Here is an 18,167-nt window from a genome sequence, read left to right as displayed (position 1 = left end):
CAGTCCTCAAAAGGTGGGCAGGAAGCCCCGGGGTCGGCCGAGTGGTGGGAGTCTGGCACGGAATGCACGTACCCCTGGGGCTAGCGCCCTTAAGGATCGCTGGCGCCCCCAAGAACCGCGGCCGTTGCAACCCCCTCCATACTGCTGGCGTTGCAACGGCCGCCGAAACTTCGTAGCCGCCCAGCGAATCCCGGACGACGTCAGGCCAGGTTCGGCTCTACGTCACGCTGGTACATCGACTCCAAGGTGCCCTTCAACTTGGTCATCTCGGTCTGGACATCACCGGGCTGCGTCAGGACCGCCGCGGCTGTTTTGGCGATCTCCAGGTCCGCGCCAGGGATGAAGACCCGGGCGTAATCCTGCGGGCGGGTGACGTCGAGCTGGTCGATGGCCGTCTTGATCAACGGGCTTGCGGCGAGCACAGCTGTCATGTCGGCCGAAGTGCGCACGGGCATGTAGCCGGTCGCGGCCGAGAACTCGGCGGTGCTCTCCGGCTCGCCCATGAACTTCAGGAACATCGCCGCCGCGAGCTGCTCCTCCTTGGTGACCCCGCTTGGGATTCCGAGCCCCGCGCCGCCCGTCGGGCACACCCTGTCCGTCGACTCCGGACCGCCGGGCAGGAAGCCGACACCGACATCGAACTGTGCCGCCTTCAGCACGCCCACCAGTGACCCGGTGGAGCTGACCGTCGCCGAGACGGCACCGGCCGAAAGGTCAGCCGAGGCGTCCTTCGACGACACTCCCGCCCACTTGTGCTTGAACACGGCGTCCTGGCACCACTGGATGGCCGCGACGGATTCGGGGGAGTCCGCGGTGATGGTCCATTCATCGGACCAGCCGCCGCCGTAGCCCCACAGATGGTTCTGCAGGGACCACCCCGCGTATCCGGCAAGGGCAGGGAACTGGTAGGCGGTCTGCAGTCCGGGGATTCCGGCGTTCATCAGTTTCGGTGCCCACTCGCCGAACTCCTCCCAGGTGGTCGGGGAGCGGTCAGGAAGACCCGCGGCCTTGAAGTGGTCGCGGTTGTAATAGAAGAGCGGGGTGGACCGGGCGTACGGTACCGCCCACTGCTTGTCCTCGTACTGGTAGTCGGCCATCAGCGATTCGCGGTAGTCGGCTTTGTCGACTTCGAGCTGGTCGAGGAGTCCGTCGAGCGGGATGATCGAGCCGTTGATGTAGTAGCGGAACCACCACACGTCGGAGAGCAGCACGACGGCGGGCAGCTTGCCGCCCTGCTGCGCGGTCTGGAATTTCTGGGCGATCTCCTCGTAGTCCGCGCCGGCCGTGACGAGCTTGACCTTGACTTCCGACTGGGAGGAGTTGAACTTCTCGATCAGTGAGTTCTCGACGTCCTGGGACTGCCCCGGGTGGGTGGACCAGAACTCGATCTTAGCCGCGGGAGTGATTCCCTCGAAGTCGAGGACGGTTTCCTCGGCCTCAGCGGCCGGCGGCGCGGTCGATGGTCCACCACACGCGGCAAGGGCAACGGTGCCCGACCCGAGAGCGGCGAAGGAAAGGAAATGACGCCGGTTCAGCGGCGGCAGGGGGATGGATTTCATTCGAGGAGCCTTTCACAGGAGTGGAGGAGTGGAGGAGGGTTGGTGGGTCATCAGCCGGTGACTGAACCTTGAGTCAGCCCCGCAACAATGTAGCGCTGCAACGCGGCGAAGATAATGAGGACGGGAACAATGACCATGACTGCACCGGCCATGAGGATGCCCCAGGACGCGTCCCCCTCGGAGTTCCGGAGCAGCGTCAGCCCCACGGGCAGGGTCATGTAGCGGGGATCATCCACGATGATCAACGGCCAGATGTACTCGTTCCACTCACTCACGATCGTCACGAGGGCAACCGTGGCGATGCTGGGCACCGACACGGGGGCAACGATTTGCCACAGCCGCCGCCAGTGCCCTGCGCCGTCGATCTCGGCGGCTTCAAGCAGCGAGGCCGGGAGCGTGAGGAAATGCTGGCGTAGCAGGAAAGTCCCGAAAGCGGTGCCGAGTCCGGGGAGGATGATGCCCCACAGGGTGTTCCTGCCGCCCAGGCCGCTGATCAGGATGTAGTTGGGAAGGATCGACACCTGGGGCGGAACCATCAGGGCCACAAGGATCAGGACGAAGATCAGCCGCTTGAGGGGGAACCTCACGAAGACCAGGGCATAGGCCGTCAGCAGGGCGAGCACAACCTTGATGGCTGCGCCGGTGACGGTGACGATGGCGCTGTTGAGGAAGAACCGGCCGAACGGCACCTTCTCCGCTGCTGCTGAGTAGTTCTCGAGGGTGAATTGGGCAGGAAGGACCGCGAGGTCGGTCGTGACGATCTCGTTCGGCAGCTTCATGCTGGAAAGGATCATCCAGAGCAGTGGAAGGAAGACGACGGCGGTTGCCAGGATCAGGGGCACGTACCCACCGACAATGGTGGCGGCGAGGTTGCGGTGCGACAGGGCCCGATCGGGGCGGGGAAGTGTAGTGGTCATGAGTAGTGGACCTTCCGCTCGACGAACCGCAATTGCAGCACGGTGGCAGTGAGCAGGATGACGAAGAGAACGATGGAGATCGCGGCGGAATACCCGGCCCGGTTGAAGGCCCCGAATGCCTGGAGGTAGGCCTCGTAGACGAGCGTCGACGTCCCCGACCCGAGCGGCGTCATGATTCGGATGAGGTCGAACGCCTGGAGCGAGCTCAGCAGGCACGTGATGAGGAGGAAGAAGGTGGTGGGCGAGATCAACGGAAGCTTGACGCTCCAGAAGGTGCGAATGGGTCCGGCGCCGTCGAGCTGTGACGCCTCGAGGATGTCCTTCGGCAGCGACTGCAGCCCGGCGAGGTAGACGACCGCGCAGTAGCCGAGGTTCTTCCATACGTACACGATGATGACCATGGTCAACGCGAGATCCGGATCATTGACCCATTGGGGGCTTGCGGCGCCGAAACTCCGCAGGATCCACGCCAGCACCCCGTATACCGGATCGAAGATGAACAGCCACACCAGCCCTACCCCCACGCCGGAGAGGACGTAGGGGGCAAAGACTGCGGACCGGGCGAAGGTGGTCCCGCGGATTCTCTGGTTGAGTGCCAGCGCCACCAGCAGGCCGAGCACCATCGAACCGCCCACTGTCACAAGGGTGAACACTGCTGTGGTCCCCAGCACGCGGGGGGCGTCGCCCGAGGTGAAGAAGGTGACGTAGTTCCCCAACCCGATCACCGTCGCGTTGGTCGAACCGAGCGTCCAGTTCAGCGTGGAGTAGTAGAGGTTGTTGAGCAGCGGCAGGTAGGTGAACACACCGATGAGCGCCAGATTCGGCAGCGCGAGGGCGAGGAAGATGAGGCCCTCGCGCCGGGCGCGAGGCGTGAACCTGCGCTTCGGCGTGGCGGAAGCCGTCCGGCGCGCCGACTCCGCCCGCCCTCCGGACGGCGGACCAGGAGGGTCCGCCGAGGGCGGAAGGGGCTCAGTGTGGACCCGGCTCATGCAAGTGACCTCGAAGCGTTGGAAGAAATATCAACACTTCACCACAGAAATCAGGCTTACGGGGCGATTCCCGCATGCTTTTCTGGCGAGGTTCGCGAACGGTTCACCCGAGGTTCACCTGACACCTTTCGCCGATTTAACTTCTACGCGCCCGTGGCGTAGGGTTGGCTGTTGGTTGTCTCTGCTTTTGTGCCCATTTTGGGCCGCGCGGCCTACCGCCGCGAGTGCTCGGGTGAGGTCAGACAATCAAAACCCAAACCCGCTCACCGTGCAAGTGGTGGGCACAGACGTTAGCGGAGGATATGGCCAAGAAAGACGGTGTCATTGAGATTGAAGGCACTGTGAACGAGGCGCTGCCCAACGCGATGTTCCGCGTTGAGCTCGCCAACGGACACATTGTTCTCGCCCACATCTCAGGGAAGATGCGTCAGCACTACATTCGAATCCTTCCTGAGGACCGGGTAGTAGTGGAACTGAGCCCGTACGACCTCACCCGGGGCCGTATTGTCTACCGCTACAAATAAGAACCGACGCAAAGGAAAACCATGAAGGTCCAGCCGAGCGTGAAGCGGATCTGCGAGAAGTGCCAGGTGGTTCGCCGCAAGGGCAACGTTCTCGTAATCTGCGAAAACCCACGTCACAAGCAGCGTCAGGGCTAAATACCTCTCCCCGAGGTCCTGCCCCACGCGTAGTAGTTCATTTATAGGCAAAGCAGCGTTCCCTGATAAGGAGCGCACACCCCCGGCTCGGAGGCCGGGGACCGGAGATATTCTCCGGGCACGCTTTGTCTCAGACCTCCGGTATTCCCAAAGGAGAACCGCCGATATGGCACGTCTCGCTGGCGTAGACATCCCCCGCGAAAAGCGGGTTGTCATTGCGCTTACCTATATCTACGGCGTGGGCAAGACCCGTGCAGAGAAGACGATCGTGGACACGGGAATTTCCCCGAACACGCGCGTCAAGGACCTCAGTGACCCGGAGCTGCTTCAGCTCCGTGACTACATTGAAGGCAACTTCAAGGTTGAGGGTGACCTCCGCCGCGAGGTTGCAGCCGACATCCGCCGCAAGGTGGAAATCGGCAGCTACGAAGGCATTCGGCACCGCCGCGGCCTTCCCGTACGCGGACAGCGTACGAAGACCAACGCTCGTACCCGCAAGGGCCCGAAGCGTACCGTCGCCGGCAAGAAGAAGGTTCGCTAGACCCTAACCGCTCCCTAAGTCTGCTCGCGAAGCTCGCAGACCCAAGGAACCCAGCGGTCAGGGGCCCATCCGCTCGTTGAGAGTTTCAACCAGCAGGTGGTCCAGGACAGCGGACCCCAATGCTTAATCCAATACCTTCGTAGGAGAAGTAATGCCCCCCAAGACTCGTGGAGCGGTGCGCAAGCCGCGTCGCAAGGATAAAAAGAACATCGCGCTCGGACAGGCGCACATCAAGAGCACCTTCAACAACACCATCGTGTCCATCACGGACCCCAGCGGAGCAGTCATCTCCTGGGCCTCCGCCGGTGAAGTTGGATTCAAGGGCTCACGTAAGTCCACCCCGTTCGCTGCGCAGATGGCTGCCGAAGCCGCCGCGAAGCGTGCCCAGGAACACGGCGTCAAGAAGGTCGACGTCTTCGTCAAGGGCCCGGGATCAGGACGCGAAACCGCAATCCGGTCACTGCAGGCCACCGGCCTTGAGGTTGGCTCCATCTCGGATGTCACCCCCAGCGCCCACAATGGCTGCCGTCCCCCGAAGCGCCGCCGCGTCTAATCAGCTTTATCCGGTGACCGACCGCCCTGCGGAAGCAGTTTGCTTCCGCAGGGCGGTTCGGCGCCGTTATCAAAAAGCTTTTGAGCCGGCTCACCAGCCGTCCCGCCCATTTGTGAAGCGTCATATAGCGGATGCTCCCTGAAAGGAAATGTAAGTGCTTATTGCACAGCGCCCCACCCTGACTGAAGAAGTAGTCGCCGACAACCGTTCACGGTTCGTAATCGAACCCCTCGAGCCCGGCTTCGGTTACACCCTTGGAAACTCCCTTCGCCGCACACTCCTGTCCTCGATCCCGGGTGCTGCTGTCACAAGCATCCGCATCGATGGAGTGCTGCACGAATTCACCACCGTTCCTGGTGTGAAGGAGGATGTCACCGAGATCATCCTCAACATCAAGAACCTTGCCGTCTCGTCCGAGCACGACGAGCCTGTCGTTGCCTACCTGCGCAAGCAGGGACCCGGCGTCGTCACCGCTGCGGACATCGCGCCTCCCGCCGGCGTCGAGTTCCACAACCCCGACCTGCACATCGCCACCCTGAACTCGAAGGGCAAGTTCGAGCTCGAACTGACCATCGAGCGCGGGCGCGGCTATGTGTCCGCTTCGCAGAACAAGTCCGGCGACTCCGAGATCGGCCGTATTCCGGTCGACTCGATCTACTCGCCGGTCCTGAAGGTGACCTTCCGCGTGGAAGCCACCCGTGTTGAGCAGCGCACCGACTTCGACCGCCTGATCGTCGACGTCGAGACCAAGGACGCCATCGAGCCCCGCGACGCCGTCGCCTCAGCAGGCACCACCCTGGTGGAACTGTTCGGCTTGGCCCGCGAGCTCAACACGGCAGCTGAAGGTATCGAGATCGGTCCTTCGCCCACTGACGCAGCCCTGGCCGCCGACATGGCGTTGCCCATCGAGGACCTCGAACTGACGGTCCGCTCGTACAACTGCCTCAAGCGCGAGGGCATCCACACCGTGGGTGAACTCGTCGGGCGCTCGGAAGCCGACCTGATGGACATCCGCAACTTCGGTGCGAAGTCCATCGACGAGGTCAAGGCGAAGCTCGTCGAGCTGGGTCTGTCCCTGAAGGATTCCCCTCCAGGGTTCGACCTCGCCGCACGCGCCGCTGCCATCGAAGAGGACGACGCCGCCTACGGCGACGAAGAGCTCTAACACAGCTAGATCCGCCTGTCCGTCGCCCTAGAAGCGGTGGGCAGGACCACTAAGAGGAGAAACAATCATGCCCACACCCACAAAGGGCCCACGTCTCGGAGGCGGTCCGGCGCACGAGCGCCTGATGCTCGCCAACCTGGCCGCCTCACTGTTCGAGCACAAGCGCATCACCACGACGGTCACCAAGGCCAAGAGGCTCCGCCCCTACGCCGAGCGCCTGATCACCTTCGCCAAGAAGGGCGATCTCGCCTCACGCCGTCGCGTCCTCGGTGTCATCAGCAGCAAGAGCATCGTCCATGAGCTGTTCACGGACATCGCCCCTGCCGTCGCCAACCGCGAAGGCGGCTACACCCGCATCACCAAGATCGGCAACCGCAAGGGCGACAACGCCCCCATGGCCGTCATCGAACTGGTGCTGGACCCGATGTCGGCGAAGCAGTCGGTCGTCGCCGAGGCCGAGCAGGCCAAGACGGCCACACCAGCGGCCGCTGGGGTTGCCGGACCTGTCGCTGAATCTGCTGAGTCACCTGAATCCGCAGATTCGGTGGAATCTGCGGATTCAGCCGAGTCGGCGCCCTCCGCGCCTTCGTCTGACGAGGTTGCAGCAGAAGACACCACCATCGATGCCGAAGCCGGCACCGAAGAGGTTGTTGTCGTCGAAGAAGGCTCCACCGGGACCGACGAGAAGAAGTAATCCTTCCCTCGTACCCTGGTTTCGCTGAATGACGACGCAAATGCCCGCCTTCCCTTCGGGGGACGGCGGGCTTTTGCGTGTCCGGATCGACCTGGCCTACGACGGCGGCCCCTTCGCCGGCTGGGCACTGCAGCCGGGACTCGCCACTGTCCAGGGCGTGGTGGAGGAAGGGCTGTTCATCCTGCTGCGTCGCTCTGCCCGGGTGACGGTCGCAGGCAGGACCGATACCGGAGTGCACGCGCGCGGCCAGGTGATGCATGTGGACCTGCCGCCGGGGGAGTGGCAAGCCATGACGCGGGGCAAGGACGTCTCGCCCGAAGACGCGATGCGCCGCAGGTTGACCGGAACAGTGAACCTCGTGCTCACCCGTCAGCCGTCCGGCAGCGGTAGGACGACGAGGAACGCCGTGCCCGCCGTCGTCGTGCGGAAAGTCAGCCTTGCTCCCGATGGGTTCGACGCACGGTTCTCGGCACTGTGGCGGCGCTACAGCTATCGCATCGCCGATGCGCAGGCGGGGCAGGATCCGCTCGCACGTCACACCACGCTCTGGTACCAGGGCGAGCTCGACGTCGGACAGCTCAACCGCGGTGCCGCTCACCTGCGGGGGATGCAGGACTTCCGGGCCTTCTGCAAACCGCGGGCAGGGGCCACCACCATCCGCGAACTGCAGCGCTACGGGTTCCAACGCGGAGCCGACGGCGCAATCACCGCCACCATTCAGGCCGACGCCTTCTGCCACAATATGGTGCGCGCGCTGATCGGCTCCACCCTGCGGGTGGGCAGTGGCGAAATGCCGGCCGGATGGCTGAAGGAACGGCTGGACGCCCGGATCAAGGACGCGCAGTCCATTCTGGCGCCGGCACATCCTCTGGTGCTTGAGGAAGTGGCGTATCCGGAAGCCGCTGAGCTCGGCCGCAGAGCAGCGTTGACGCGAGCGCGGCGAGGTCCCGCACACCTACAGCGTTAGCGTCCCGAGGAAGGCGGCCAGGAGCATCCCGGGCCCGAAGGGGAAGACGGCGTGGCGGTCGCCCCGCCGGGAAAGCAGCACCGCCAAACCTGCGAGACCGCCGAAGAGGAAACCGCCCAGCAGGGTGATGAGCCAGGGCAGCAGTCCGGCGTAGCCGCCGTAAAGGCCGAGGACTGCCGCAAGCTTGACGTCTCCCATCCCCATGCCCGCCGGTGACATCAGGGCCAGTAGCAGGTAGAAACCGAACATCAAGGCTGCACCCAGTGCAGCGCCGGAGAGCGGCTGCCAGCCGGCTCCGGTGACCGCAGCGAGACCAAGCACCGCGGCCGTTGCGCCGGCGAAGGGCAGCAGCAGGGCGTTCGGGAGCAGTTTCGACCGAAGGTCGATTGCTGCGAGGAGTACCCCGAAGACCGGCAGCACCATGAACAACGGCACCTCGCCGGGGAAATCCGCCGTCGCAGCTCCCAGGCCCGCCAGCAGCGCGGTCAGGGCAGTCATCGGGAAGCGCCAGGACGCAGGCAGCGGTGTCCTCGGATCCCGCTGGGCCAGGGGGAAAATCGAGTAACCTCCTGCCGCTCCGGCCAACGCGGCAACGGCAATTCCCAGCACAGCTACCAGCGCCTCCATGCTAGGCATGTTCCTCCGCAGGCTGCTGCGCCCGCTGCTCATATTTTTCCGAGGGCTGCTGAGCTCGCTCAGGCGCTGTCGGATCCGGTTCCTCCGTAGGGTGCCTGACGTGCAACGCGGGATGGGCTCGTTCCATTGGTACGCCGGCGCCCCCGCTGGAGGGCAGCGTCACGGTGAAGACGGTTCCGACCCCGAGCGAACTGGCGCAGGAGATGGTCCCGCCGTGGGCTTCCACGATGGCTTTGGTGATTGCCAGGCCGAGCCCCAGGCCGTTGATGTCGCCGTTCCGCGCAGCGGGGGTGCGGTAGAACCGGGAGAAGATTTTCGAGGTTTCCTGCGGTGGCATGCCGATGCCGGTGTCCCGCACCTGCAGCTCGAGGGACGCTGCGGTCTCGCATGCGCTGATAGTGACGACACCGCCGTCGGGCGAGTATTTGATGGCGTTGGAGAACAGGTTGTCGAGCACCTGGGAAATCCGCAGCGGGTCCAGCAGGGACCAGAGGGGTGCGGGCACATCGGCCTCGAAAACGATGTTGTTCTCCTGCGCCCGGAGCCGATGGGAGCGGATACCCATCTCCACGAGCCCCGCGAGGTCCACCGGTTTCGGATGCACGCGTACGTTGTCCCCGGCGGTGGCCAGCAGGTCCGCCACGAGGTCCAGCACGCGTTCGGCGTTCCGGGTGGCCACCTCGAGATAGGCCTGCAGGTAGTCCGGGAGCGGATGCTCGTCCTCGAGCACGAGTTCGAGGTAGCCCAGCACCGAGGTGAGCGGTGCGTGGAAATCGTGCGAGACATTCGAGATGAACGCGTCCTTGGCCGCCACCGCGTCCACGAGCCGCGTCACGTCGCTGCAGACGATCACCGCACCGGCGAGCCCGCCGTCGTCGTTCCGGATAGGCCGTGCCGCAGTGGACACCGCCCTCTGGTCATCTCCCGTGCCGATCCACACGAGCTGGTCCGCGAAGGTCTCACCGGCGAGCGCGCGCCGGATGGGGCGTTGCTCCTGGGCCAGCGGAGTGGTGCGGTCGGGGGCGAAAAGGAGTTGGCCCTCCTCCTCCGTGACGGAGCCGCCGGAAATGCACGCGAGCCGGTGGAAAAGGTCCTGCTGGTGGTTGGTCAGGGTGTGTTTTCCGTCGGCGTTGACGGCGATCAGGCCCAGGTCCACGGTGTCGAGGATGGTGCTCAGCAGGTTTTCACGTTTATTGCTCGCTTTGAGGAGCTCCTTCAGCTCCTGTTCCTTCTGCCGAAGCTCGTGGTCATTGAGCCTCAGCTGCATCTTCGCCAGGTGGACGGTGAGTGCGAGGGTCACCATCACGACGGGCAGGAGGAGCGCCGTCGTGAAGTCGACCACCGTGGAGGATGTGCCGTCCACGGCCAGGGGAAGCAGCACCACGAGGGAGGAGCCGGCAAAGCCGACGGGCACGGAGATCCACGGCGTGAGCCTGGACGCCGCGAGCCACAGGACGGGAAAGAACGTGAGGACGCCGAGGCTCGGCTGGCTTTCCAGCGCACCGTAGCGGTAGAGGGCGATCGCGGGAAAATCCAGCACCGGTATAAGGAGGATTGCTCCCCGCGGAAGTTTCGGCCAGGGGATCAGGACACAGAGGGCGAGCAGAAGGAGGTGGAGGAACACCGCGCCCTCGAACGTCGCGTTCTGCAGAAGCCCGGGACGAAGGACCGGGGCCGCGACGGCAATGACGAGCACGATCAGCGTCAGGGGAAGCTGGCACAGCACCACGGGATGGCGCAGGTTGAAGCGCTGGAACGTGCCGTCTGCACGAGACGGCGGCAGGCGCTCAGGCACGCGCCCGCGCATGCTCGGTCCGGACCTGGGTGAGAGACCACATGAAAAGAACAACTTCCCGCAGCTATTGGTAACAATCCCCATTATTGCCATAAGCAACCCCTGTTGGGCAGAGGCTCGCGTGAGATGGCGACGCCGGACCGCGGAACACGGCACAATGGACGGTATGGCCTAGGCATCCCGGCAATGCAATGCACAACAGGGCAGGGGGAGGTGATGGCTGTGGCGAACGATCCCGGAGTAGCAGTGGTGATCGAGGACGACGCCGACGTCAGGAACCTGGTGGGGGCGGTGCTCCAGCAGTCAGGATTCGACGTGTTCATGGCGTCCACAGGGCGCGACGGCGTGGATTTGGTGCGGGCGCATGACGCCACGGTAGTGACGGTCGACGTCGGGCTGCCCGATATCGACGGGTACGAGGTGCTGCGCCGAATCCGCGGTTTCACCGACTGCTACGTGGTGATGCTCACCTCGCGGGGGGATGAGCTGGACACCCTCACCGCCCTGCAGTCCGGAGCCGACGACTACCTGACGAAACCCTTCCGGCCGCGTGAACTGCGTGCAAGGATCGCGGCGATGCTGCGCCGGCCGAGGGGAAAGCCCGACCCGCAGGTCCTGGCGGCGCACGTGGCCGAAGTGGCAACGCCGCCTGACCCGCCTCAGCCGGAGTCCGGTGCTCGAGCCCCGCTCCTGCAGCACAACGGGCTGGTGCTCGATCAGGACGCACGGACGGCGTCCCTTGACGGCGCTGACCTGACGCTGACCCGCAGCGAGTTCGACCTCCTCCACGAAATGCTGAAGAGCAACGGCGCGGTGCGCACCAAGGCAGACCTGGTCCGGGTGGTGCGCGGCGACCTGTATGGGGAGAGCGCGTACATCAGCGAGTCGGACGAGCGGGCAATCGAGGTCCATATCGGCAATCTCCGGCGGAAACTGCTGGAGGACCCGAAGTCGCCGCGGTGGCTGCAGACCGTGCGGGGAGTGGGTTACCGGCTCACGCCGCGGAAGGACTAAGCCCGTCACTTTTTGTCTCACTGGCCCGCGAAGGTGGCCATGACATTGATGACCGCCGGTCCCAGGACCACGATGAACAGCACTGGGAAGATGAAGAACAGCAGTGGGAAAAGCACTGTCACGGGGAGTTTCATCGCCTTCTCCTCCGCCCGCTGGCGCCGTTTGACGCGCATCACCTTCGCCTGAGTCCTCAACACCCCCGACAGCGCGATGCCATACGCATCGGCTTGCACGATGGCTTTGACGAAGCTCCGGAGTTCGGGAACGCTGCTTCGCTCGGCCAGCGCCAGATAGGCTTCCCTGCGGCTACGCCCCACCTGCATGTCCTGCAGCGTCCGCACCAATTCCTCTGCGAGCGGCCCCTTGCCGTTCTCGCCGGCCCGCTGCATGGCGCTCTCGAAGCCGAGCCCCGCCTCCACCGAGATCAGCATCTGGTCGAGGGTGTTCGCGAGCTCCAGCTGCATTGCCTTCTGGCGTTCCTGACCCCGGCTGTAGAGCAGGAGGTCGGGAATGAAGTAGGCGAGGACAAGGACGAAGATTCCAAGGAGGATGAACTGCTTCGTCGGATTGGAGCTGATCAGCAGGAGCGCCAGCACCCCGGCGACAAGGGCCAGTGCAGGCTTTGCAGTGAGGACTTTGGCGAGCGGTAGTGTTGCCGGACGGCCCGCCAGGGCGAGGAGATGGTCCAGCTTCTGGACGTACCCCTCAGGAGTCAGGCGGTGTCCGAGCTGCAGGAGCGGGTTCGGTCGGGTCGCTGCGTCCGTACCTACCGCTCCGGCTCCCCGATTCAGGTTCTTCTGCACCGTCCTGCGTGCCTTGGTGTCGGAGGTGAGCAGGGACCACGTCAGGTAGCCGAGTGGGGCTGAGACCAGGAGCAGGGATATCGAGAGCATCGGATTCATCGCGGGGCTCAGAACTTCAGGTCGATGATCTTGCGGAGCCAAAGGCAACCGATGGTCATCATGACGGCTGCTCCACCGAGCATCGCCCAGCCAAGCGGTTCATCAAAGAGTGGGTTCACGTAGCCGGGACTGACGACGGTGAGCATGATCGCGATGCCGAAGGGCAGCGCTCCCAGGATGTAGGCAGAAATTTTGCCTTCCGCGGCGAGTGCGCGGATCTGTCCCTTGATCTCGCTGCGCTCGCGGATGGTGTGGCCCACCTGGTCCAGCACGTCGGCAAGGTCCCCTCCCACTTCGCGGTTGATCTGGATGGCCTGTGCAATCCAGGCGAAGTCCTCGTTCTCCATGCGTTTCGACGTATCCAGGAGTGAGATCAGGAGGTCCTTGCCGAGGCTGGTTTCCGCCACGATCCGCCGCATTTCCTCCGCGGTGGGGCTGTCCGCCTCCGTGGCTGCTGCGTCGATCGCCCGGAGGATGCTGTGCCCGGCCCGCAGGCCGCCCGTGAGGAGCTGCAGCGTATCGCCAAGCTGCGAGTCGAATCGCTTCCTGCGCCTGCCGGTGAGGAAGGAGAGGAACAGGTGCGCGATGGCTGGGGCGAGAACCAGAAGCAGGAGCCCGACGACGGGCGCTATCAATACCCAGCCGACCACCAGTCCGGTGGCCCCGCCGGTGATCACGAGGAGGAGCATGTCGGCCTGGCTGAGCCTTACGCCCGCCGTCTCGAGTACTTCCCGTCGGAACAAGCGCTTCGGGTGCTGCCGGAGGTAGGTTTCCATCCAGCGACCGGCGGACCCCGCGAAACGGGACAGCTGCGAGTCCGATTCCAGTTGGACGGGACGACGCCGGTCCAGGGGAACGGGTGACTGCAGCGGCCGGAACGCCACCATCACAAGCCCCATAGCGACGAAACACAATGCAGCACCGGTCACGAACATACCGGTCATGCCGTCACCAGGTCCGGGCCGGGACTGCGCCGAAGACTGCCGGGGACACCGTGATGCCCATGTCCTCGAAGCGCTCCATGAACCGGGGCCTGATGCCGGTGGGCACGGGTTTCCCGAGAAAGCGGCCCGAGGCGTCCACTCCGGCGGAGTAGTCGAAGACGAAAGCGTCCTGGAGCGTGACGACGTCGCCCTCCATGCCCTGCACCTCGGTGACGTGCGTGATGCGACGGGAGCCGTCACGGAGCCTCGAGATCTGCACCACGAGGTTGACCGCCGACGCGAGCTGCTCCCGGATGGCCCGGAGCGGCAGATCCATCCCCGCCATCAACACGAGCGTTTCGAGGCGGGCGACGGCGTCGCGCGGTGAGTTGGCGTGCACCGTGGACAGCGAGCCGTCGTGGCCGGTGTTCATGGCCTGCAGCATGTCGAGGGATTCACCGCCGCGGACCTCACCGATGACGATGCGGTCGGGTCGCATACGCAGCGAGTTCCGCACGAGGTCGCGGATGGTGACGGCGCCTTTGCCCTCGGTGTTCGGCGGCCTGCTCTCGAGGCGCACCACATGCTGTTTCTGGATCTGGAGCTCGACGGCGTCCTCGATGGTGACGATGCGTTCGTTGTCGGGGAGGAACGAGGACAGGACATTTAGCAGGGTGGTCTTTCCCGTACCGGTTCCGCCGGACACGATGATGTTCAGCTTGGCTCGGACGCAGGCGTCGAGGAGTTCCGCCATCTCCGGCGTCAGGGTGCCGAAGTCGATGAGATTTTGAACGGTCAGCGGGACCTTGCTGAATTTTCGGATGGTGAGTGAGGAGCCGTTGACGGCAAGCGGAGGGATGACCGCGTTGACGCGCGAGCCGTCCTCGAGCCGCGCATCGACGAAGGGCGAGGATTCGTCGATGCGGCGTCCCACCTTCGAGACGATCCGCTCGATGACCCGTCGCAGGTGCTGTTCCGAGCTGAACCGTGAGCCGCTGAGGGTCAGTTTCCCGCCCTTCTCCACATAGATCTGGTCCATGCGGTTGACCATGATCTCGGTGACTGTGGGGTCATCCAGGAGGCGCTGCAGCGGGCCGAAACCGAGGACGTCGTCGGCCACGTCCTGGATCAGCCGACGGCGCTCGTCGGGGGTGAGCGGCACCTGCTCGGCGTCAATGATCTCGCTCAGCTCTTCGCGCGCCGCGATCTTCAGGTCCTCCTCGGTGACCGAGGTGTCGCTGGCCCTGGACCCCATGCGCTCGAAGAGAGCCGATGCCGCCCGTAGTTTCAGTCCCGCGAAGACGTCGACCCGCGCGCTGGCCTGTGGTTCCGCCGTTTCCGCTCTTGCAGAGCTCGGGGCCGGAACTGCGGGGGCTGCTTTCTTCTCGCCGGCTTTTGTGCCGGCCGAATGCTTCTCCGACGCGGAGACGGTCCGGGGGAGGCCCGCGGCCTGGATGCGATCGGACAGTTTCATCAGACGACCACCCTGCGGTGCATCTTGCGCTGGGACTTCGCGCGCCACTGATGATCGAAGCGCTGGACGAGGCCGCGGAGGTTCTTGGTGGCCGGGTCCCGGACGTTTTCCTGAAGGAGGGGAATCCCGCGGTTCGTTGCCAGCGAGATGCCGCGCGAGCGTGGAACGGAGATGTCGACGGGCGCTCCGAGAGTCGCTTCGACGTCCTGGACCGACAAACCGGTTTTGGAGTCGGCGAAATTGAGCACCACGTGGCGCGATTCCGGAAGCAGGTTGAGCCTGCCGAGGAGATCGAGGCCCGTGCGCAGGCCTCGGACGCTGGGCACGTCCATGCCGGTGACCCAGATGGCGTCGGTGCACTGCTCGAGAGCTGCCACGCTGTGTTCGTTCAAGCCCGGCCCAGTGTCCACCACCACGTAGCGGAACTCGGCGGCGAGTTGTTTCAGGAGTTGTGTGATCTGCTCGGTGCTGATGCGGTCGGCATCCGCTGGATTCCGGGGAGCACAGAGGGCGTAGATTCCGGCACGGTGGACCGTGAGGAACGCCTTGAGGACCATGGAGTCCTGCGTCGCGGACCCGGAGACGGCATCGAGCACCGAGTACTCGGGGTTGAGGTACAGGCCTGTGGCTACATCGCCGAACTGAAGGTCGAGGTCCACGATGACCACGCTCATGGGAGCCAGCTTGCCGAGTCCCACGGCCACGTTGGTGGCGATCGTCGTCTTGCCGACGCCGCCCTTGGGGGAGAGCACCCCGATCACCAGACCGTTTTCCTGCTGGCCCTGGTGCTGCCCGAAGTCGTTGCGGCGCCGGCTTGCGAAGGCCTGGCAGGCGTGCTCGAGCTGGGTGCGGATGCTCGCGACGTCGGCGAGGGGGCTGAGCACGTCCCGGACGCCGGCGCGCATGGCCTGCAGGACGACGTCGGGCTGGCTGTCGTGAACGAGGATCAGGCTGACTTCGGGGAATTGGACGTCGAACACGGTGGCGAGACGCAGCGCGTCCTCGACGGGCAGGCCCGGACCGAAAATGAGGACCTCGGGACGCTCGGGGGAGAGCTGCTCGAGGATTTCGTGCGCTTCGCTGGTGAGGACGCTCGCCGGCAGGCCTTTCACCTCACCGTGCAGTCCGCCGGCGACGGCGAGGCGGACTTTCTGCTCGAATTCGGAGCTCGGGGTGATCAGGACGAATCTGCTCATCGGTACAACTCATTCTCGAACATCGTGACGGGTGCTGAGTTCTCCTCGGTGGTCGTAGCTTCTTTGCTCAACCAGATCCTCGCGAACTCGGCAGCAAAGACAATACGGGTGGCCTGTTCCTCGCTCACTGCAACGGTAACCAGCAACGAACCGGTGGGGGCGGGGGGTGCCTCGGACGGCACTTCCTCACCATCCACTTCGGCCTTCGGTGATAGAGGCGCGCCCTGGACCCCCGTCACCAGTACTTTGTGGATAATGAGTTGCGTTGACTGCGGAGAACCTTCGTCTTCGGGATCCTTGGAGACAAATAGGCCTACCGTGTCGCCTGCTGCGATAGTCGCTCCTACGACACGCTGCGGTTCGAGCTGGAAGGAGACCTCGTGAAAGTTTTCTGGAATAGCGATGTTCTCTGCTGACGACAGGGTCTCAGGTGTGACCAGCCGCTCAGCCAGCAAATGTTCACCGGGGAGTAGGTCTACTGAGGTGACCATTCCACCGGACGCGTCGAGGTTCTTCAATGCACTCGCCGCCACTGCGGTGGTCGGCAGCAATTCACTGCGAACCATCGAGGCAAGCTGGTCGACCGGGGTGCCCTCGGGGACCGATTCCTGTACCACGAGCACCTCTTTCGGCTCCAGTCCGCTGACGGCACGCGCTTCCGCAGCCTGGGCATAGGCGAAAACCAAAACTGCACCGACGAGGGCGAGGACAAAGGCTGCTATGCCCGCAAGTAGACGGGACTTCATGGCGAGGGATCTCCGAGGGTAAGGCGAACTATGGTGAGGCCCGAGCTGTCTACCGGACCGAGTGTGTAGCCGTCGGCGAGCGAGACGTACTTGACGAATCTGCCGATGATGCCCCTGCAATTGCCGTTGCACGAAAAGGTAGAACCGTTCTCAGTCGCGGTGCTGCGGAAGACATCCGGCGTCGAGTTGCCCCCGCTGAGGCGCCAACCAAGCAAGTCGTAGGCAGCGAAGGAAACGATGCTGTATTGCGCACTCGTTCCGGTGCCCTCAACGTTGTTGAAGACTGGAAGCAGCAGCGTCACCTGCTGCCCCTCCTGAAGTTGATTCATCCACGAGGTCATAGTGGGACCACAGATGTTCGGCGCATCGTTGCCGGTGTCGCTGCCACTCAACTCAGCCACGCTGACAAAAGCGCCACACTGCCCAGGTGATCGGTTCAACCACCCGAAGCCACCCGGGACTACTGCCCCGGACGGTCCGTAGTTGCAGTCCAAATTGGCATCGTTGCCGTGGGACTGCAATAGCTGCATGGATCCTCCTATTTGCCCTTGCACCTGACAGATGGAAAATGCGAGGGGAAAGGGCGCGGTCCCCGCAAGCGGGCTGCCCCATTCCGCACCTGAATGGGCACCCACTTCAGCAGAGGAAATTCCGAGGGCTTGGGCGAAGAAAAGGGATACCCGGTTGTCCGACCGGCCTGCCTCCTTGGCGCTCGTGGTCACAGTGACCGTGTTGGCAGACAGGGCGACCGACTCGACGGTACCGAGACCATCCAGGGAATTTAGATTGGCGAGTTCCGTCGCTACAGCAGAGGAACTGGAACAGTGAATGCTGGCGGGCGTTTTGGCACAAGTCTGGGCGATCCCCAGCGCTGCTGCGTCCGCCCCGTTTTGCAGTTGCGCTTTTTCGGAATACAGCATGCCGACATCGACTGCCAGAGCAGCGAAACCTAGAAAGACGACCATGAGCAATGCGACGAGGACGCTGACCGCTCCGTCCTCACTCCTATGGGCACTGATTATCCCCCGCACAACATGACTCCTCTACCTGTCATTGTGAAGGGCCCAGCAATTCCTGTAAGGGAGTTCAACTCATAGGTGATGGTCACTGTGGTTTGTTGCCCAATAGACGAGGAACCGCACGGGGCAACACTTACGTTCGTGGGAAGCGGATCGAGAGATACTGCAGCATTGATGGCCTTTTGCCGCGCGTCTGTGGCGTCTTTTGTGATTGCCATGACGCGTGCTCCTTCTCGTGCTGCACTCGTCAGGGACGTCTGCACATTGAAAGCACGTCCGAATTCCATGATGCCGAGAAGAACCAAAATGAGAACAGGGAGGAGGACGGCGAACTCAACCGCGACTGCCCCTCGCTCCTTCGAACCGCCCATGATCTGCTTTCCCAATTTGATCGAACCAAAAATTGAGTGGTGGAGGA

At 63.9% G+C, this 18,167-nt stretch carries 20 protein-coding genes; 8 read left to right on the top strand and 12 right to left on the bottom strand.

Features of this window, described 5'->3' with window-relative positions:
• Positions 1 to 200: 200 nt before the first annotated feature.
• The 3 genes from IWX65_RS01160 to IWX65_RS01150 are packed head-to-tail and all read right to left on the bottom strand — an operon-like array spanning position 201 to position 3,465.
• Entirely contained in the window at positions 201 to 1,559 is a 1,359-nt protein-coding gene (locus tag IWX65_RS01160; RefSeq protein ID WP_196880638.1) for an ABC transporter substrate-binding protein, read from the bottom strand.
• 50 nt (positions 1,560 to 1,609) lie between these two features.
• Complete coding sequence (locus IWX65_RS01155) at positions 1,610 to 2,476, bottom strand: carbohydrate ABC transporter permease (RefSeq protein ID WP_196880637.1); 867 nt, start codon at positions 2,474 to 2,476, stop codon at positions 1,610 to 1,612.
• Complete coding sequence (locus tag IWX65_RS01150) at positions 2,473 to 3,465, bottom strand: carbohydrate ABC transporter permease (protein ID WP_196880636.1); 993 nt, start codon at positions 3,463 to 3,465, stop codon at positions 2,473 to 2,475. Before IWX65_RS01150 ends, IWX65_RS01155 begins: the two co-directional genes overlap by 4 nt.
• A 302-nt stretch (positions 3,466 to 3,767) precedes the next feature.
• Here IWX65_RS01150 and infA point away from each other — a divergent pair, with 302 nt between their 5' ends.
• The 7 genes from infA (at position 3,768) to IWX65_RS01115 (ending at position 8,044) form a co-directional block, all read left to right on the top strand.
• A complete protein-coding gene (infA, locus tag IWX65_RS01145; RefSeq protein ID WP_019481515.1) occupies positions 3,768 to 3,989 on the top strand; it encodes a translation initiation factor IF-1 in 222 nt (73 codons plus the stop codon).
• Positions 3,990 to 4,010: 21 nt separating this feature from the next.
• A complete protein-coding gene (gene rpmJ, locus IWX65_RS01140) occupies positions 4,011 to 4,124 on the top strand; it encodes a 50S ribosomal protein L36 (RefSeq protein ID WP_026531446.1) in 114 nt (37 codons plus the stop codon).
• Between the two features lie 166 nt (positions 4,125 to 4,290).
• The gene (gene rpsM, locus IWX65_RS01135) at positions 4,291 to 4,665 is read left to right on the top strand and encodes a 30S ribosomal protein S13 (RefSeq protein ID WP_026531447.1); all 375 of its coding nucleotides are present in this window, start codon (positions 4,291 to 4,293) and stop codon (positions 4,663 to 4,665) included.
• Positions 4,666 to 4,816: 151 nt separating this feature from the next.
• The gene (gene rpsK / locus IWX65_RS01130) at positions 4,817 to 5,218 is read left to right on the top strand and encodes a 30S ribosomal protein S11 (protein ID WP_026531448.1); all 402 of its coding nucleotides are present in this window, start codon (positions 4,817 to 4,819) and stop codon (positions 5,216 to 5,218) included.
• 154 nt (positions 5,219 to 5,372) lie between these two features.
• Complete coding sequence (locus IWX65_RS01125; protein ID WP_026531449.1) at positions 5,373 to 6,383, top strand: DNA-directed RNA polymerase subunit alpha; 1,011 nt, start codon at positions 5,373 to 5,375, stop codon at positions 6,381 to 6,383.
• Positions 6,384 to 6,450: 67 nt separating this feature from the next.
• Complete coding sequence (gene rplQ, locus IWX65_RS01120) at positions 6,451 to 7,077, top strand: 50S ribosomal protein L17 (protein ID WP_196880635.1); 627 nt, start codon at positions 6,451 to 6,453, stop codon at positions 7,075 to 7,077.
• A gap of 28 nt (positions 7,078 to 7,105) precedes the next feature.
• The gene (locus tag IWX65_RS01115; RefSeq protein ID WP_196880634.1) at positions 7,106 to 8,044 is read left to right on the top strand and encodes a tRNA pseudouridine synthase A; all 939 of its coding nucleotides are present in this window, start codon (positions 7,106 to 7,108) and stop codon (positions 8,042 to 8,044) included.
• On the opposite strand, the gene IWX65_RS01110 is transcribed toward IWX65_RS01115, so the two are convergent.
• A complete protein-coding gene (locus IWX65_RS01110; protein ID WP_196880633.1) occupies positions 8,033 to 8,671 on the bottom strand; it encodes a prepilin peptidase in 639 nt (212 codons plus the stop codon). The two genes, IWX65_RS01115 and IWX65_RS01110, sit on opposite strands and share 12 nt — an antisense overlap.
• 1 nt (position 8,672) lies before the next feature.
• Positions 8,673 to 10,475 carry a sensor histidine kinase gene (locus IWX65_RS01105; protein WP_196880632.1) on the bottom strand — a complete coding sequence of 601 codons (1,803 nt, stop codon included), beginning with the start codon at positions 10,473 to 10,475 and terminating at the stop codon, positions 8,673 to 8,675.
• Between the two features lie 186 nt (positions 10,476 to 10,661).
• Between IWX65_RS01105 and IWX65_RS01100 the strand changes: the two genes are divergently transcribed.
• Positions 10,662 to 11,489: a response regulator transcription factor gene (locus tag IWX65_RS01100; protein WP_334683573.1), complete on the top strand. Its 828-nt coding sequence runs from the start codon at positions 10,662 to 10,664 to the stop codon at positions 11,487 to 11,489.
• A gap of 17 nt (positions 11,490 to 11,506) precedes the next feature.
• Here IWX65_RS01100 and IWX65_RS01095 read toward each other — a convergent pair whose 3' ends face one another.
• From IWX65_RS01095 to IWX65_RS01065, 7 genes are read right to left on the bottom strand one after another with little or no spacing between them, the layout of a single operon-like run.
• Complete coding sequence (locus IWX65_RS01095) at positions 11,507 to 12,391, bottom strand: type II secretion system F family protein (RefSeq protein ID WP_196880631.1); 885 nt, start codon at positions 12,389 to 12,391, stop codon at positions 11,507 to 11,509.
• Positions 12,392 to 12,399: 8 nt separating this feature from the next.
• Entirely contained in the window at positions 12,400 to 13,335 is a 936-nt protein-coding gene (locus IWX65_RS01090) for a type II secretion system F family protein (RefSeq protein WP_442859149.1), read from the bottom strand.
• Between the two features lie 4 nt (positions 13,336 to 13,339).
• Positions 13,340 to 14,788, bottom strand: a complete 1,449-nt coding sequence (locus IWX65_RS01085; protein WP_196880630.1) for a CpaF family protein — start codon at positions 14,786 to 14,788, stop codon at positions 13,340 to 13,342.
• Positions 14,788 to 15,984, bottom strand: coding sequence for an AAA family ATPase (locus tag IWX65_RS01080; protein ID WP_196880629.1), 1,197 nt, complete (start codon positions 15,982 to 15,984; stop codon positions 14,788 to 14,790). Before IWX65_RS01080 ends, IWX65_RS01085 begins: the two co-directional genes overlap by 1 nt.
• Positions 15,981 to 16,730: a Flp pilus assembly protein CpaB gene (gene cpaB / locus IWX65_RS01075; RefSeq protein ID WP_196880628.1), complete on the bottom strand. Its 750-nt coding sequence runs from the start codon at positions 16,728 to 16,730 to the stop codon at positions 15,981 to 15,983. The genes IWX65_RS01080 and cpaB overlap by 4 nt, the downstream gene beginning before the upstream one ends.
• Positions 16,727 to 17,761: a pilus assembly protein TadG-related protein gene (locus tag IWX65_RS01070; RefSeq protein WP_196880627.1), complete on the bottom strand. Its 1,035-nt coding sequence runs from the start codon at positions 17,759 to 17,761 to the stop codon at positions 16,727 to 16,729. Before IWX65_RS01070 ends, cpaB begins: the two co-directional genes overlap by 4 nt.
• Positions 17,749 to 18,120 (bottom strand): TadE/TadG family type IV pilus assembly protein, encoded by a 372-nt coding sequence (locus IWX65_RS01065; protein WP_196880771.1) that lies wholly within the window; start codon positions 18,118 to 18,120, stop codon positions 17,749 to 17,751. Before IWX65_RS01065 ends, IWX65_RS01070 begins: the two co-directional genes overlap by 13 nt.
• Between the last annotated feature and the right edge of the window lie 47 nt (positions 18,121 to 18,167).

Source organism: Arthrobacter sp. CAN_A214 (assembly GCF_015751955.1).
Classification (GTDB): Bacteria; Actinomycetota; Actinomycetes; order Actinomycetales; family Micrococcaceae; genus Arthrobacter_D.
This window is presented reverse-complemented; position numbering and strand designations above follow the sequence as displayed.